The sequence below is a fragment of the Mesorhizobium sp. BR1-1-6 genome (assembly GCF_020165355.1).
In the GTDB taxonomy this organism is placed as follows: Bacteria; Pseudomonadota; Alphaproteobacteria; order Rhizobiales; family Rhizobiaceae; genus Mesorhizobium.
In genome coordinates, this window is the sequence record NZ_JAIUHZ010000004.1 from 391593 (window position 1) to 408697 (window position 17105).

Annotated in this window: 11 protein-coding genes; 9 read left to right on the plus strand and 2 right to left on the minus strand. The window is 63.6% G+C overall.

The features are described from left to right. The first annotated feature begins 17 nt into the window (after nucleotides 1-17). The 7 genes from LB545_RS11850 to LB545_RS11880 all read left to right on the plus strand — a co-directional run bounded on the left by LB545_RS11850 (nucleotide 18) and on the right by LB545_RS11880 (nucleotide 10146). Nucleotides 18-2009 (plus strand): heme lyase CcmF/NrfE family subunit, encoded by a 1992-nt coding sequence (locus LB545_RS11850; protein WP_224705064.1) that lies wholly within the window; start codon nucleotides 18-20, stop codon nucleotides 2007-2009. Next, entirely contained in the window at nucleotides 2006-2473 is a 468-nt protein-coding gene (locus LB545_RS11855) for a cytochrome c-type biogenesis protein (protein WP_140494688.1), read from the plus strand. The genes LB545_RS11850 and LB545_RS11855 overlap by 4 nt, the downstream gene beginning before the upstream one ends. A gap of 135 nt (nucleotides 2474-2608) precedes the next feature. Then, nucleotides 2609-4153 (plus strand): Do family serine endopeptidase, encoded by a 1545-nt coding sequence (locus LB545_RS11860; RefSeq protein ID WP_140494686.1) that lies wholly within the window; start codon nucleotides 2609-2611, stop codon nucleotides 4151-4153. Between the two features lie 343 nt (nucleotides 4154-4496). Further along, a complete protein-coding gene (locus LB545_RS11865) occupies nucleotides 4497-5171 on the plus strand; it encodes a response regulator transcription factor (RefSeq protein WP_181165141.1) in 675 nt (224 codons plus the stop codon). An 8-nt stretch (nucleotides 5172-5179) separates the two neighbouring features. Continuing rightward, nucleotides 5180-6655 (plus strand): ATP-binding protein, encoded by a 1476-nt coding sequence (locus LB545_RS11870; RefSeq protein ID WP_140559439.1) that lies wholly within the window; start codon nucleotides 5180-5182, stop codon nucleotides 6653-6655. Beyond that, nucleotides 6655-9615 carry a bifunctional [glutamine synthetase] adenylyltransferase/[glutamine synthetase]-adenylyl-L-tyrosine phosphorylase gene (locus LB545_RS11875; protein ID WP_140559440.1) on the plus strand — a complete coding sequence of 987 codons (2961 nt, stop codon included), beginning with the start codon at nucleotides 6655-6657 and terminating at the stop codon, nucleotides 9613-9615. Before LB545_RS11870 ends, LB545_RS11875 begins: the two co-directional genes overlap by 1 nt. 51 nt (nucleotides 9616-9666) lie before the next feature. After that, entirely contained in the window at nucleotides 9667-10146 is a 480-nt protein-coding gene (locus LB545_RS11880; protein ID WP_140559441.1) for a DUF4179 domain-containing protein, read from the plus strand. A gap of 44 nt (nucleotides 10147-10190) precedes the next feature. Here the strand turns inward: LB545_RS11880 and LB545_RS11885 are convergent, their stop codons facing one another. After that, nucleotides 10191-12515: a PAS domain-containing sensor histidine kinase gene (locus LB545_RS11885; protein WP_140494675.1), complete on the minus strand. Its 2325-nt coding sequence runs from the start codon at nucleotides 12513-12515 to the stop codon at nucleotides 10191-10193. A 243-nt stretch (nucleotides 12516-12758) separates the two neighbouring features. Here LB545_RS11885 and LB545_RS11890 point away from each other — a divergent pair, with 243 nt between their 5' ends. Beyond that, on the plus strand, nucleotides 12759-13172 hold the full coding sequence (locus LB545_RS11890; RefSeq protein WP_140520712.1) for a hypothetical protein: 414 nt from the start codon (nucleotides 12759-12761) through the stop codon (nucleotides 13170-13172). 101 nt (nucleotides 13173-13273) lie between these two features. Here the strand turns inward: LB545_RS11890 and pepN are convergent, their stop codons facing one another. Continuing rightward, nucleotides 13274-15919: an aminopeptidase N gene (gene pepN / locus LB545_RS11895; protein ID WP_140559442.1), complete on the minus strand. Its 2646-nt coding sequence runs from the start codon at nucleotides 15917-15919 to the stop codon at nucleotides 13274-13276. A gap of 282 nt (nucleotides 15920-16201) precedes the next feature. On the opposite strand from pepN, the gene LB545_RS11900 reads away from it, so the two are divergent. After that, complete coding sequence (locus LB545_RS11900; RefSeq protein ID WP_224617863.1) at nucleotides 16202-17104, plus strand: DMT family transporter; 903 nt, start codon at nucleotides 16202-16204, stop codon at nucleotides 17102-17104. Nucleotide 17105: the final 1 nt, after the last annotated feature.

Genomic DNA, 17105 nt, shown 5'->3' on the forward strand with positions numbered 1-17105 from the left:
TAGCCGGGTTGGCGATCATGGTTGAGACCGGACATTTCGCGCTGGTCCTGGCCTTCGCGCTGGCGCTGGTGCAGACGGTGGTGCCGCTGTTTGGCGCCCGCACCAACAATCAGCGCCTGATGGCGGTCGGCGCTCCCGTCGCGATCACCGGCTTTGCCCTGACGGCGCTGTCCTTCGCCGCACTGCTCAGCGCCTATGCGAGCTCCGATTTCTCGGTCGCCAGCGTCTGGGAAAATTCCCATTCGCTGCAGCCGATGATCTATAAGATCACTGGAACCTGGGGCAATCACGAAGGCTCGATGCTGCTCTGGGTGCTGATCCTGACCTTTTTCGGTGCGCTGGTCGCCGCCTTCGGCTCCAACCTGCCGGTGACGCTACGCGCCAACGTGCTTGCCGTGCAGGGTGCGATCGGCGCGACATTCTTCCTGTTTATACTGGCAACATCCAATCCCTTCGCCAGGCTTTCACCGGCGCCCATCGAAGGGCGCGATCTCAATCCCATCCTGCAGGATCTCGGCCTCGCAGTGCACCCGCCACTGCTCTATCTCGGCTATGTCGGCTTCTCGATCTGTTTCTCCTTCTCGGTAGCCGCGCTCATCGACGGACGCATCGATGCGTCCTGGGCGCGATGGGTGCGGCCGTGGACCCTGGTCGCCTGGATGTTCCTGACCGGCGGCATCGCCATGGGCTCGTACTGGGCTTATTACGAGCTCGGCTGGGGCGGCTTCTGGTTCTGGGATCCGGTCGAGAACGCCTCCTTCATGCCCTGGCTCGCGGGCACCGCGCTGCTCCATTCGGCCATCGTCATGGAAAAGCGTTCGGCGCTGAAGATCTGGACGCTGCTGCTCGCCATCCTGACCTTTTCACTGTCGTTGCTCGGCACCTTCCTGGTGCGTTCGGGCGTCCTGACCTCGGTGCATGCCTTCGCCACCGATCCGACGCGCGGCATCTTCATCCTGTGCATACTGACGCTGTTCATCGGTGGATCATTGACGCTGTTTGCACTGCGGGCCTCGAGGCTGACGGCCGGCGGCCTCTTTCATCCGGTTTCGCGCGAAGGCGCGCTGGTGCTGAACAATTTGTTCCTGACCACGGCCACCGCCACCGTACTCGTCGGTACGCTCTATCCGCTGGCGGTCGAGGCCCTTTCGGCCGACAAGATTTCGGTCGGCGCGCCGTTCTTCGACCTCACCTTCGGACCGCTCATGGTGCCGTTGCTGGCCATGGTTCCGTTCGGGCCGCTGCTGGCCTGGAAGCGCGGCGACGTCTTCGCCGTCGCGCAGCGCCTGATGGCGGCCTTCGCGGCGGCGCTTCTGGCAACGCTGGTAACCGCCCTGTTCATCGACGGCGCTTCGGTATTCGCAGCCCTTGGCGTGGGTCTTGCCGTCTGGCTGATCCTCGGCGCTCTCACCGACCTCGCTGTCAAGGCGGGGTTCGGCAATGTGGCTGCGAGGGTCATGGTCAGGCGCCTGCTCGGCCTGCCGCGCTCGGTCTTCGGCACAGCGCTTGCCCACCTCGGTCTTGGCTTGACCACGCTTGGCATCGTCGGCACGCTTTGCTTCGGCACCGAGAAGATCCTGTCGATGCATGCCGGGCAAACCGTCGAATTGTCCGGCCACACTCTGCGTTTCGTCGGGCTCCATCCGGCGCAGGGACCGAATTACAGCGAGGATCGCGGTCGCTTCCAACTGATCGGTGTCGGCGGCAGTCCGGTTGGCGAAATCAGCTCGGCCAAGCGCTTCTATCCGGTACGCCAGACGACGACGACGGAATCAGGCATCAGGACGATGGGCCTTTCGCAGCTTTACATTTCGCTCGGCGACGAGGGCAATGACGGATCGGTCGTGGTGCGCCTGTGGTGGAAACCGCTGGTGACGCTGATCTGGGGCGGCGGCCTGGTCATGATGGTTGGTGCGGCCATGTCGCTGATGGACAGGCGCCTGCGCGTCGGCGCACCCTCGCGCCGCCGCAAGCAGGCCGACGCCATGAGCCCCGCGGGCCTGCCATGAAGGCGAAGTTGTCCATCGCGTCGCTCGTGATGGTGCTGGCGCTGTCCTTTGCCGGCACGGCGCTGGCGGTGAAGCCCGACGAGATGCTTGCCGATCCGACGCTGGAAGCGAGAGCGCGAGCGCTGTCGGAAGGGCTGCGCTGCATGGTCTGCCAGAACCAGTCGATCGACGAATCCGATGCCGATCTTGCCCGTGACCTGCGCGTTCTGGTGCGCCAGCGCCTGGTCGCTGGCGATACCGACAAGCAGGTGATGGACTATGTGGTTTCGCGCTACGGCGAGTTCGTGCTGCTGAAGCCGCGCTTCGACCTGCGCAACGCTCTGCTTTGGGGCACGCCGGTGATCCTGCTTTTGGCCGGTGGCCTGTTCGTCGTGCTCAGCGCGAGATCGCGCCGGACACTGGCGACAAAATCCCTCTCCGCCGATGAGCGGGCGGCACTGGAGGCGATCCTGCGCCGCGATTGAGTGCAGGCGGCGATCGTTCGCCAACATTACCAAAGTTTCATGCGTCGGAAATGGCGTCGTAATGTACGCCGCTCTAATTCTCTTCCTCAGGATGCCGACAAGGCGCGTCCCTTCGAAAAGAGGATACGAGACCCCATGAATATTGCCCCCAATTCATATTCCCGCACCCGCAAGCGTCTCCTGGCTGCCGTCGCTTCCGTCGCCGTTGCCGGCGCGATCGGCGTTGGCGCGTTGACCAGCGGAACCAGCCCCGTTCTGGCCGATGCCGTGCGCGTCGAGGCGCCGCAGGTCCCCAGCTTCGCCGATGTCGTCGAGCGCGTTTCGCCCGCCGTTGTCAGCGTCAAGGTCAAGGCCAAGGTCCAGCCCACCGCCGATGACGGCTCCGACGACCAGGACGGTTTCGACAATTTGCCCAACAATCCGCAGCTGCGCCGCTTTTTCAAGGAATTCCGCGGCTTTGGCGATCAGGGCGGCCAGAACGACGATGGCCACCGCCGGTTCGGGCATCGTGACCGCGGTAATGGCGAGCCGCGCCCGGTGGCTCAAGGGTCGGGCTTCTTCATCTCCGAGGATGGCTATCTCGTCACCAACAACCATGTCGTCGAAGAGGGCACCGCCTTCACCGTGGTGACCAATGACGGCAAGGAACTCGACGCCAAGCTGGTCGGTACCGACCCGCGCACCGACCTCGCGGTGCTCAAGGTCGAGGGTGGCGGCAAATTTACCTATGTCGACTTCGCCGACGACTCCAAGGTTCGGGTCGGCGATTGGGTCGTGGCCGTCGGCAACCCCTTCGGTCTCGGCGGCACCGTCACCGCCGGCATTGTCTCGGCGCGGGGCCGTGACATCGGCGCCGGTCCCTATGATGATTTCATCCAGATCGACGCCTCGGTCAACCGCGGCAATTCTGGCGGCCCGACCTTCAACCTCAGCGGTCAGGTGGTCGGCATCAACACCGCTATCTTCTCGCCTTCCGGCGGCAGCGTCGGCATCGCCTTCGACATTCCTGCCTCGACCGCCAAGCAGGTCGTCGAGGATCTGATGAAGAGCGGTGCCGTGCAGCGCGGCTGGCTCGGCGTCGAGATCCAGCCGGTCACATCAGACATCGCCGAATCGCTCGGCCTGAAGTCCAACAACGGCGCATTGGTATCCAGCGCTCAGGACGACGGCCCCGGCAAGAAGAGCGGCATCACCGCCGGTGACGTGATCACCCAGGTCGACGGCAAGGATGTTGCTTCGCCGAAGGAACTCGCCCGCCTGATTGGCGCCTATTCGCCGGGCAAGTCGGTTGACGTCACGGTCTGGCGCGACGGCAAGAGCCAGAGCGTCAAGGTCGAGCTCGGCAAGCTGCCTTCAAGCGACAAGCAGGCCTCGGCCGACGATAAGCCTGCGGCTCCGGCCAAGGCCGATACGCTCGCCGATCTCGGTCTGACCGTCACCAAATCCGAGAACGGCAAGGGTTTGGTGGTGACCGATGTCGATCCCGACAGCGATGCCGCCGACCGTGGCATCCAGCCGGGCGACATCATCACCGCGGTCAATTCGATGGAAGTCAACGGCACCGACGACGTCACCAAGGCCATGGACGAAGCGGTGAAATCCGGGCGCAAGGCCGTCCTGATGCAGATTACCCGCGACGACAACAACCGCTTCGTGGCGCTGCCCGTCGCCAAGGGCTGACAACGACTTTTCCAGTGCGGTGGTTTCAAACACCCCCGAGCCGCCGCACGGGAAGTATGGAGCCGAGCACGTTAGTCAGTCATCGTGCTCCCCTCCGGCGGCAGCGGGCTTCCCATCGCCCGCTGCCGCACTCCGCCCGCGGACCATGCGCTCAGGCTGAGTGAACAAGCGGAGCGCTTTGGTGGCAACGGCATGCCGGCAGCATGTCTGGGCCAGTAACACCAGAGAACCAAGACTTTATCGCGCGCGGCCTGGATCATCTTGATCGCGATGCGCTTTGGCGAAGGCTAAAATGCAGATGCCGGCTACTCAATCTTCCAGCGAAATCGCGTATAACGGTCCTATGAAGATTCTCGTCATAGAAGACGATCGCGAGGCTGCGGATTATCTGCAGAAAGCCTTTACCGAGGCCGGGCACACCGCGCATGTCGCGGGTGACGGCGAGACCGGCTTCGCGCTCGCCGATGCCGGCGACTACGACGTGATGGTCATCGACCGGATGATGCCGCGCCGGGACGGCCTTTCGGTCATCGCCGGCCTGCGCTCCAGGGGGAACGCCACGCCGGTGCTGATCCTGTCGGCGCTGGGCGAGGTCGACGATCGGGTCACCGGCCTACGCGCCGGCGGCGACGATTATCTGACCAAGCCCTATGCCTTTTCCGAGCTGCTTGCCCGCGTCGAGGTGCTGAACCGCCGGGCCAGCGCCAAGGAAGCCGAAACCGTCTACCGCGTCGGCGATCTCGAACTTGACCGGCTTTCGCATTCGGTCAGGCGCGCCGGACGCGAGATCACGCTGCAGCCACGCGAGTTCCGCCTGCTTGAATATCTGATGCGCCATGCCGGTCAGGTGGTGACGCGCACCATGCTGCTCGAAAATGTCTGGGATTATCATTTCGATCCGCAGACCAACGTTATCGACGTCCATGTCTCGCGACTGCGCGGTAAGATCGAAAAAGGCTTCGACAAGCCCATCCTGCATACGATTCGCGGCGCCGGCTACATGCTTAGGGCCGGTTAGGCGGCGGCATGGCCCTTTCCGTGCCTGCCATCATGAAGACGACGGCTGCGCGGCTTTCGGCGCTCTATCTCCTGCTCTTCGCACTCTGCGCCGTGCTGCTTGTCCTCTACATGACCTCGCTTTCGGCGCGCATGCTGACCGCGCAGACGCAGGAGACCATCAACGACGAGGTGCTCGGCCTTGCCCGCGCCTACCAGCGCGGCGGCCTGCCGGTCCTGGTGCGCGTGGTGGAGCAGCGCTCGCGCCAGCCCGGCGCCAATCTCTATTTGATCGCCGACGCCAACGGCCAGATCCTGACCGGCAACGTGCAGAGCCTGGAGCCGGGGGTCATCGAAACCGAAGGCTGGACGACCGAGCCGTTCTCCTACCGTCGTTTCGGCGAAGGCGAGCTCGACCGGCAGCGCAGCACACCTTCCGATCAGACCACGCCCCAAGCCGGCGATACGGCGGTCCGATCCGAAGGTGAGAAGGGCCACAATGCGATCGCGCTGGTGCTGCGCCTGCCGAACCAGATGATCATGCTGGTCGGCCGCGATCTCGGCGAACCTGAGCGGTTCCGCGCCGTCATCCGCCGCTCCCTGATGCTGGCGCTCGGCATGATGGGGCTGGGCGGGCTGTTGATCTGGTTCTTCGTCGGCCGCGCCGCCCTGAAGCGCATCGATGGCGTTTCGGAAGCCAGCCGCCGCATCATGGGCGGTGATCTTTCGGGCCGGCTGCCGGTGACCGGCGCCGGTGACGAATTCGACCGGCTTTCCGAGAACCTCAACGCCATGCTGGCCAGGATCGCCATGCTCAACGAGGGGCTGAAACAGGTTTCCGACAACATCGCGCATGATCTGAAGACGCCGCTGACCCGGCTGCGCAACCGCGCCGAGGCGACGCTTTCGGGCAAGCACAAGACATCGGACTACCGCCAGGCGCTGGAAGGCACCATCGCCGAGTCCGACCAGCTCATAAAGACCTTCAACGCCATCCTGATGATCTCCCGGCTGGAGGCGGGTTATTCCTCCGAAAGCACCAGTCGCGTCGATCTGGCCGCAGCCGTGCGCGATGTCGTCGAACTCTACGAGCCGGTGGCGGAAGAGGCTGGCGTTTCGCTCGAAGCCGCGGTCAATGGCGCATTCCTTGTCGACGGCAACCGCGAGCTGATCGGCCAGGCGCTGTCTAACATCGTCGACAATGCGATCAAGTACTCGACCGATTCCACCTCCAAGCCGACTGTCCGCGTGACGCTCGAACGCACGCATGGCGAAATCAGGCTTGTCGTCGCCGACAATGGCCAGGGCATTCCGGACGATGCCGATCGCGCCCGGGCGACCGAACGGTTCGTGCGGCTCGAGAAGAGCCGTTCCCAGCCAGGTTCCGGGCTTGGCCTCAGCCTCGCAAAGGCGGTCATGACATTCCACTATGGCCGGCTTGATCTGTTGCCTGGTAATCCCGGATTATCCGTGGTCATGAGTTTTCCCGCGCGGGAGGATCATTGATGACGGCGGCTGCAAAGCGGACGGCGAAGGACTGGCTGTTGAAGCCCGCGGCAAGGCTTGCTCCTCTGGACGACAGCCGGGCCCGGCAGGAGCTGGCCGAGATCGCCACCTTGGCACGCGAAGAAGGATTGACACGGCTGGCGAAATTCCTGGCTGGAACGGGTGAGGCGCAGGACTTCCTGGCCGCTGTCTTCGACCTGTCGCCGTTCCTGCGTGACATGGCGCGTCGCCGGCCGCAGATATTGGATGGGCTTTTCGACCAGCCGGTCGAGGCCCGGCTGAAGGCGATCATCGTGGCGATCGACCGGGCATCGTTCTCCGAGACGATCTCCGAATCCAGATTGATGATGGAACTGCGGCAATGGAAGGCCGATGCGCATTTCCTGATCGCGCTGGCCGATCTGGCCGCCGAGGCCGAGACCTCGCTTACGGTGCGGCGGTTGAGCGACCTTGCCGATGCGTGCACGCGCGCCGCCGTCGATTTTCTGCTGCGCGACGCGCATGGCCAGGGCAAGCTGAAGTTGCCGGATCCCGCCAATCCCTCGAACCGGTCGGGCTGGATCCTGCTCGGCATGGGCAAGCTTGGCGCGCATGAGCTCAATTTTTCCTCCGATATCGACCTCGTGGTCTTCTTCGACCCGGAAGCGTCGGCCGTCGTCGATCCGCTCGATGCGACGGAGCTGTTTTCGCGGCTGACGCGCCGTCTGGTGCGCATCCTGCAGGACCGCACCGAACATGGTTATGTCTTCCGCACCGACCTCAGGCTGCGTCCCGATCCCGGTTCGACCCCGCTGGCGATCCCGGTCGAGGCGGCGCTGCGCTACTACGAGGCGCGCGGCCAGAACTGGGAGCGCGCTGCCATGATCAAGGCGCGTCCTGTGGCCGGCGATCTGGACGCCGGCACCGCTTTCCTCAAGGAGCTCCAACCTTACATCTGGCGCAAATACATGGACTATGCCGCGATCGCCGACGTCCACTCGATCAAACGCCAGATCCACGCCCACAAGGGGCATGGCGAAATCGCGGTCAAGGGCCACAACGTCAAGCTCGGGCGCGGCGGCATCCGCGAGATCGAGTTCTTCGTCCAGACGCAGCAGCTCATCGCCGGCGGCCGCTTCCCGGAACTGCGAGGCCGCGAGACCGTGCCGATGCTCGGCCAACTGGCCGCGCGCGGCTGGATCACCGCCGAGGCACGCGACGCACTGGCCCGGCAATATTGGTTCCTGCGCCGGGTCGAGCATGCCATCCAGATGGTGGCCGACGAGCAGACGCACACCCTGCCGGAGGATGATGAAGGGCTGGAGCGAATCGCGCGCATGCTGGGCTTTGCCGATGCGGCTGCTTTTTCCCTGGGCTTCCGCGCCTCGCTGCAGCAGGTCGAACGTCACTACGCGGCGCTGTTCGAAACCGCGCCGGAGCTTTCGGCAGGCATCGGCAATCTGGTCTTCACCGGCGACGTCGACGACCCCGATACGCTGCAGACGTTGCACGGTCTCGGCTTCCAGCGAACGAGCGACATCTGCCGCGTGATCCGTGGCTGGCATTTCGGTCGCTACCGCGTCACCCAGTCGGCTGAGGCGCGCGAGCGACTGACGGAACTGACGCCGGCGCTGCTCAAGGCTTTCGGCCAGACGCGTCGGGCCGATGAGGCGTTGATCCGTTTCGACGAGTTCCTCGCCGGCCTGCCTGCAGGCATCCAGCTCTTCTCGCTGCTCCAGTCCAATCCGGCGTTGCTGAAGCTTATGGCGACGATCATGGGCGCCGCGCCACGACTGGCCGCGATCATCACGCGCCGGCCACATGTGTTCGATGGCCTGCTCGATCCCGCTCTTCTCACCGAATTGCCGGATCGTGGCTATCTATCGGCACGGCTTACCGCTTTCCTCGAAGGCGACCGCGCCTATGAGGACGTTCTCGATCGTTTGCGCATCTTTGCCTCCGAGCAGAAATTCCTGATCGGCGTGCGGCTGCTCGCCGGCTCGATCGATCCGGCCCGCGCAGGCCGCGCCTTTTCTGACCTGGCCGACCTCACCATTGAGGCCGCGTTGCGCGCGGTTATGGCCGAATTCGAGGCGCGCCATGGTACAATCGCCGGCGGCGTGGTTTCGCTGCTCGGCATGGGTAAGCTCGGCAGCCGTGAATTGACGGCGGGGTCGGATGTCGACCTCATCCTGCTCTACGATCACGATGCGGACGCCGAGGAATCCGACGGTGAAAAACCGCTGGCGCCCTCGCATTACTACACCAGGATGACGCAGCGCCTCATCTCGGCCGTTTCCGCGCCGACCGCGGAAGGCGTGCTCTATGAACTCGACCTGCGGCTGCGGCCGTCCGGCAACAAGGGGCCAGTGGCCACCCACGTCGACGCCTTCAAGAAATACCAGCGCCAGGAGGCCTGGACCTGGGAGCACATGGCGCTGTCGCGGGCGCGCGCCATTGCCGGAGATGCCAGGCTCTGTGCCGAGGTCGAAGCCGACGTTGCGGCGGTGCTCGGGCAATTGCGCGACGCAGCAAAGGTGAAAGCGGAAGCGTCCGACATGCGCGCCATGATCGAGAAGGAAAAGCCGCCGCGCGACCTCTGGGACATCAAACTCATTGCCGGCGGCCTGATCGATCTCGAATTCATCGCCCAGGTGGCCGTCGTCACGGGCAATGTCGAGTCCGGCCGCAGGGTCACGGCAACCGCGGAGGTATTGTCGCGCCTTGCGCCACAATTCGCAGCCGCCGATGTCAGGGAGGAGCTTGGCGAGGCCTACCGCCTCTATCTGGCGCTGACCCAGATGATCAGGCTTTGCCTCACCGGCCAGTTCGAGCGGGACGATGTGCCGCCGGGGCTTTCGGATCTGCTTCTGGCGGTCACCGACTTGCCGGATTTCGGTGTGCTGGAAGCACATCTCAAGGAGACGTCGCGGAAGGTCAGGAAGGATTTCAACCTTCTGCTTCGTGCCGGGCGGCCGTGATCAACGGCCGTGCGGATCGCATCGGGGGTGACGATGCAACAGGAGAAGACCATGAGAAAGACAACCAAGCTCGCGTTCGCCTTCATCGCGTTGGCAGGAGCCGTCGGCACTGCGGCCTATGCCGAGAACATCGACAGCGCCAACATGCGTGAGCGCACGATGATGCGCCTCAACAAGGCGATGAAGGACAATGACGGCACCATCAGCTTCGACCAGTTCTCAAGCGTCATGGATTCGCGGTTGAAGAAGCTGGTCGCCGACAATGGTGGCAAGCTCACGGTGGAGCAGCTCGCCGCAGCGCTGGAAAAGGCCCGCTTCGAGCACATGGCCAGGCGCATCATCGCGCGTTACGACAACAAGGGCGACGGTACGCTGACGACGGACGACATCGCCAGTCGCGACAAGAAGCTCTTTGCCCTGCTCGACAAGAACAATGACGGAAAGATCAAGAAGGGCGAACTGCCAAAGGGCGGCCGCTTTGGCTTACACCGTCAGTGGGATGACGAAGGCGAGGACGGCAGCATGCAATAACGCCTTCCGGCACGGGCTTCGGCGACATCGCCGGAGCCCGTTGCTTAAGCCGCGACCTTGACCACGGGCGTCGCCTTCTTCACGGGAATGCGCACCGACACAATCGTGCCGACACCTTCGGTTGAGCGGATTTTCAGGGCACCGCCTTGCAGTTCGGCCAAAGAGCGCGAGATGGCGAGGCCGAGGCCGGACCCGGCATGGCTCTTGGAGAACTGGTTCTGCACCTGTTCGAAGGGCCGTCCGAGCTTGCCGAGCGCCTCCTTCGGGATGCCGCAGCCATTATCCTCGATCGTCAGCACCAGCGCCCCTGAGGTATTGCGGGCCCTGACCGATATGTGGCCGCCTTGGCCGGTGAATTTCACTGCGTTGGACAAAAGGTTGATGACGATCTGCTTGATCGCTCGGCGGTCGGCAAACAGCGTCAGCGCGTCGGCGATGCGGGTCTCCACGGTGATCGCCTTCTGTGCGGCCTGCAGCGAGACGACCCTGACCGTCTCGCTGATCAGCGGGCCGAGATCGATCTCTTCGCGGTCGAGCGAGAATTGGCCGGCCTCGATTTTCGACATGTCGAGAATGTCGTTGATGACGCCCAGGAGATATTTGCCACTGCTGTTGATGTCGGTGGCGTATTCCTCGTAGCGCTCCGATCCCAGCGGGCCGAACAGCCCCTGTTCCATCAGCTCGGAGAAGCCGATGATGGCGTTCAAGGGCGTGCGCAGTTCATGCGACATGTTGGCCAGGAATTCGGACTTGGCCCGGTTCGCCGCTTCGGCGCGCTCGGTTTCCTTCATGTATTTGCGGTTGAGCTCGACCAGTTCGCGCGCGCGCTCCTCTTCGGCCCGGCGGGCGAGGCTGAGATCGTGTATGGTCGCCATCAGCCGGCGCTCGCTGTCGACCAGCTTTTCTTGATGCAGCTTGATCTGGGTGATGTCGGATCCGACCGAGACAATGCCGCCGTCGCGGGTTCTGAGTTCGTTGACCTGCAACCAGCGGCCGTCGGCCAGCTGCCGTTCGAACGTCGCGCCGCCCTGCGGTCCATTGCTGTTGGCAAGCCGCCGATCGGAAGCGAAAGCGAGCATGCGCTCTTCCAACGTGGCGCGCACGGCGCCTGGCATCACGTCACGGTCCGAAAGGCCATTGTCCTTCTGGTATTTGGAATTGCACATGATCAGCCGCTCGGCGGCATCCCACAGCACGAAGGACTCGTTGATGTTCTCGATCGCCGTCCTCAGGCGCAAATCGGCTGCCTCGGAACGAAGCGCCAGGTGACGCTGCTCGGTGACGTCGACGGCGATGCCGATCAACTGGATTTCGGGTGCTTCCGGATCCATGACCTGCGCCCTTGCGCGCATCCATACCCACTGCCCGTCGGCATGCCGCATCCGGAACACCTGATCGATATGATCGATCTCGCGCGCGACGATCTTGTTGGCGAGCTGGAACAAGTCGCCATCATCGGGATGGATGATCTCGTCGACCTCGCCGAAGGACAGCATCGTGTCGCATGGCTCGTAGCCCAGCATGTCGTACATCGAGCGCGACCAATACATCTTGCCGCGCACCATGTCCCAGTCCCACAAGCCGCAGCGGCCGCGTACCAGCGCCATGTCGATGCGTTGATGCGCTTCGAGATAGATGCGGTCGGCCGCCTGCGCGCGCGCCGCCTGGCCGAAATAGGCATAGAGGATGATGATCAGCACGCCGGCCGTCAGTACGAACAGCGTCACATTCAGCGAGACTGTCTTGCGCCAGGCGTCGAAAACCGCGTCCTGCGGCACCAGCGCCGCTGCCGCGCCTTTGCGACCGTTCGTCAGGCTGACCGCTGCATACCAGTCCTGCCCGCCAATATCGACCTCCATCACTCCGGCGCGGTCGCCGAACATGAACAGAGGCTGGCCGCCCTGGGCGAGGCTATCCAGCGAACGGCCTTGCCAGGACATCGAGCGCGGCGTCACCGCGGTGATCTTGAAGGCGCTGTCGGTGATGACAAGAACGTGGCCGCGGCTCATCGCGCCCTGGCGGCTGGTCGTTTCCAACAGGTCCTGGATGGCGCCCGGCGCGGTGTCGGACGTGGTGGCCAGCGAACTCGCCAGTTGACCGGACGCCAGCATCAGGATCGCCTTGGCGTTGCGCTCGATATCGTCGCGTTCGTTCATCAGCGACAGGACGCGCAGCGCCGCGATCGCGATCAGGAAGATGACGATGAGAGCCGGTATCGATCGGCGCAGCAATGGCTCCGCCGCCAGAAGCCGCTTGTAGGCCGGTTCGGCGATGAGCCGCGTATTCCCGGCAAGGCCGTCGCCTCGCGGCGTCTCGCGACGCGCAAAAGCTATCCCTCCGGGCGCGCCCCACGCGTCCGCCTTCGCCATAAATGGCACTCCCCGATTTGCCTATGCTTGATGATCCGGTAAACGCCGCACTTCCGAATCGCCATTAAAGAATCAAAGGTGATTCGCCTTGTCCAGTGGTCCGGCGAAAAAAGATTAAAAATCGACTAAAATAGCGGCTTTTCCGCCAACCGAGCTGAGGCATGCGATGGCGATTACCGTGGAAAGGGAATAATATTAGAAATCACGCATATTCCGTGCGGGATTGCACATCGGGAGGAAAGCATGAATCGCAGAACTGCAATTGCTCTCGGCGTGTCAGCGGCAGCGGTAACGCCTTTGTTCGCCCTGGCGGCGTCGGTAAAAACGAGGACATACGGCCCGAAGGAGGGCAAGGAGATTGCGCCCGGCATCAGAGTGGTGGAGGTAGGCACGGGAAACTCAGACATTCCTGCCTACAAAAGCATCTCAATCGTCGATGTCGTGTTTCAGCCCGGCACACATGCGCCGGCGATGGTGATGGACAACGACATGGTATGCACCATCACTGCGGGCGAATTCACGATCAAGAAGGCCGACAAGGAGTTCAAGCTCAAGGAAGGCGACATATACACTTGCGCCAAGGGCAAGACCGACGAGGCGACGAATACGAGCGCCGAGGTCGGCGTGCATCGCATCGCCATGTTGATACCCGCGTAGGGAGGCGGGAATCCGTTCGAGCAGCAGAAGCACAGCCTGACGGGCCGGTGGCGTTGCCTTGGCATTGCCGCCGACCACCATGGTGGCCGCTCGGGTCTGGCTCACGCCAGCGTACGCTCGACGATATCGCTTAAATCCGCCGACAGGTTTTCGGCATTGGCAATCGAAAGCAGCGCTTCCCTGGCCTTGGCCTGCCGGCCAGGTTCGAGCGAACGCCACGACCGGAGCGCCGTTGCCAACCTTGCCGCCACCTGCGGATTGCGTTTTTCGACCTCGAGCACGGTCTGCGTGAAGAATCGGTAGCCTTCGCCGTCGGCGCGGTGGAATCCGGTCTGGTTGGCACTGGAGAATGTGCCGATTAACGAGCGCACCCGGTTCGGATTGGCCATCGAGAAGGCCGGATGCGTGGTCAGGGCGCGAACCGTCTCCACCGCCTGCGGACCGGGTACGCTGGCCTGAATCTGGAACCATTTGTCCATCACAAGCGGGTCGGACGCATATGTCGCTTCGAAAGCCGCCAGTGCCTTGTTTGCCTCCGGCGAACCATGGTGGCGGTGCGCGAGCACGGTCAGTGCCGCCGCGCGGTCAGTCATATTGGTGGCCGACCGGAAGTGCTCCGCCGCAAGCCCGGCGCCATCTGACAGCAGCGAGAGATAATCAAGCATGACGTTACGCAACGCCCGCCGTCCGGCGGAAGCTGCGTCCGGGCTGAACGGGCCGGCGTCGGCAAGCCGCTCGTAGAGGCCGGCGAACGCGTCGCGGTTAGCCCTGGCGATTGCCAGCGCCAGCGCCTCGCGCGCAGCGAAGATGGCGTTGGGTTCGATGTTTTTGCCGATGTCGCGCGCTATGTCGGTCTCGCCCGGAAGCGAAAGCGCCAGCGCCCGGTAGGCCGGCTCCAGCGTCTCGTCGCTCGCGATCCTGCCGGCAAGCTCGGTCAGCCGCGCGGTGAAGCCAGGCTCGGCGCCGTCGAGAATCTGGCGGAAGGCCAAGATCAATGCATCCGTAAGCAGCGTGTTGAAGGTCTGCCAGCGCGAGAAGCTGTCGCTGTCGTGGCCGGCAAGGAAGAACTGGTCGTCGGTCTTCTGCTCGACGGCAAGCGTTATCGGCGCCGAGAAGCCGCGGTTCAGCGAAATCGCCGGACGCTCGGCGACGCCTGAGAAGCGCACCACATGCCGGCGCTTGCGGATGTGGATGATGCCGTCCTCGACGCTGGCGCCGTCGACCGCGTCATAGGCGACCGGCTCGCCGCCGGCGCCAATCAGACCGAAGGCGAGCGGTATGTGCATCAGTCGTTTGCGGCTTTCCGACGGGGTTGGCGGCACCGATTGCTCGATTTCCAGCGTGAATTCCCGCTCCGCCCAGTTATAAGTCGAGCTCACCGCCAGGTTAGGGGTGCCGGCCTGATGGTACCAGAGCGCGAATTGCGACAAGTCGCGGCCGGACACCTCCTCGAACACTGTCAGGAAATCCTCGATCGTCGCCGCCGTGCCGTCGTGCCGCTCGAAATAGAGGTCCATGCCGGCGCGAAAGCTATCAGGCCCGAGGATGGTACGGATCATGCGCACCACCTCCGAGCCTTTTTCGTAGACGGTCGCCGTGTAGAAATTATTGATCTCGCGATAGCGGCGCGGCCTGACCGGATGTGCCAGCGGCCCCTGGTCCTCGGGGAATTGATGCGCGCGCAGCGTGCGCACCTCGGCGATGCGCTTGACCGCACGCGAACGTTGGTCGGCGGAGAATTCGTGGTCGCGATAAACGGTCAGCCCTTCCTTCAGGCAAAGCTGGAACCAGTCGCGGCAAGTGATTCTGTTGCCTGTCCAATTGTGGAAATACTCATGCGCGATGATCGCCTCGATATTGGCGAAATCGGCGTCCGTCGCGGTCTCCCGGTCGGCCAGCACATATTTGTCGTTGAAGACGTTGAGGCCCTTGTTCTCCATCGCCCCCATGTTGAAGTCGGACACGGCGACGATGTTGAAGACATCGAGGTCGTATTCGCGGCCGAATGCCTCCTCGTCCCATTGCATCGATCGCTTCAAGGCATCCATGGCGTAGCCGGCGAGCTTCTCCTTGCCGGGCTCGACATAGATGCCGAGCTCGACCGTGCGGCCGGACATGGTGACGAAACTGTCGGCGACCCGGCCGAGATTGCCGGCGACCAGCGCGAACAGATACGATGGCTTGGGGAAGGGATCGTGCCAAATGGCATAGTGCCAGCCATCGCCGAGATCGCCCTTGTCGACCCGGTTTCCGTTGGACAGAAGCAGCGGCGCCTCGTCGCGGCGGGCTTCGATCCGCACGGTGTAGACGGAAAGGATGTCGGGGCGGTCGAGGAAATAGGTGATGCGGCGGAAGCCCTCTGCTTCGCATTGCGTGCAATAGACGTTGCTTGAGCGGTAGAGGCCCATCAGCGCTTCATTGCCCGACGGCGCCAGCTCGGTCTCGATCGACAGCCGAAAGCGACGCGCCGCCGGGGGCCTGAGGATGGTCAGTCGGTCGGGCGTCACGGCAAAATCCGTCGGCTTGGCTTTCCTGCCGTCGATCTCGACGCGCCTGAGCGTCAGCCCGTCGCCATCCAGCACAAGCGGCGTAGAGGCCGCGACGCCATCCCGGCGCTCGACGGTCAAAATTGCCGTGACGATCGTCGCGCCTGGCGAAAGACGGAATTCAAGGTTCGTTTCCGGAATGAGATAGTCGCTGGGGCGATAGTCTTCGAGTTTGAAGACCTGGCCAGTGTCGGTGCGCATTCCGTGGTTCCTGTCTTTCCGGGCCTGTCCTGCCCGTCCAAAAATTTGAAGTCCGCGCTCTTTACACGAACCGGCGCCTCGACAAAACTGCGACAAGGTCTATTCAGACCCTCCTTTCCAGCATCGCGAGGCAGTCATGGCCGCCGTCTACGACGTCAGGCATATCGAGAGCCCGGCAACGCCGGCGCGCACCTGGGCAACCACGCGGGAAGCGGCGGGAGCGTGACAGCAGGCCGCGACAACAGTGACAATACCGTAGGGCACAACACGCTCACTGGCATTATGCTGAAGATCGTCTCGGTGGCGGTCTTCGTCGGCATGTCGACCTGCATCAAGGCGGCGGGCACTGTGCCGGCGGGACAGATCGTCTTCTTCCGCTCCTTCTTCGCTATCTTTCCGATCATTGCCTTTCTGGCTTTCAAGGGAAATCTCGGCACGGCTTTCAGTACAAGCCGTCCGTTCAACCACATCGCGCGCGGCGTCGTCGGCGTCTGCGCCATGGGGCTCGGCTTCTTCGCGCTGACGCGGTTGCCGCTGCCGGAAGCAATCACGCTGAATTACGCCCAGCCACTGTTGGTGGTGGTGTTCAGCTCGATTTTCCTCGGCGAAGCCATTCGTGTCTATCGCTGGAGCGCGGTCGCCGTCGGCCTCGTCGGTGTGCTGATCATCTCCTGGCCGGAGCTGACGCTCCTGAGTTCCGGCGAGGCGCTCGACGACCAGGAGGTGCTCGGCGTCATCGCCGCATTGATAGCGGCGGCGATTTCGGCCGTCGCCATGCTGCTCGTGCGCAATCTCGTGCAAAGCGAGCGCACCGCCACGATCGTGCTTTGGTTTTCGGTCACCGCGAGCGTCATGGCGCTGCTGTCGCTGCCGTTTGGGTGGCAGGCGCTGACGCCGGGGCAGGCGGTCCTTCTTGTCGCCGCCGGCTTCTGCGGCGGCCTTGGCCAGATCCTGATGACCTCGGCTTACCGCCATGCCGAGGCATCGGTGGTGGCGCCGTTCGAATACACCTCGATGATCCTCGGCGTCTTGGTCGGCTATCTCGTCTTCGGCGATGTCGCCACGCTGAACACGCTGACCGGCGGTCTGATCGTCGTTGCCGCCGGCATCTTCATCATCTGGCGCGAACGTCAACTCGGCCTGGAACGCACCCGCACGCGCAAGGCCGCCCCGCCGCAGGGGTGAT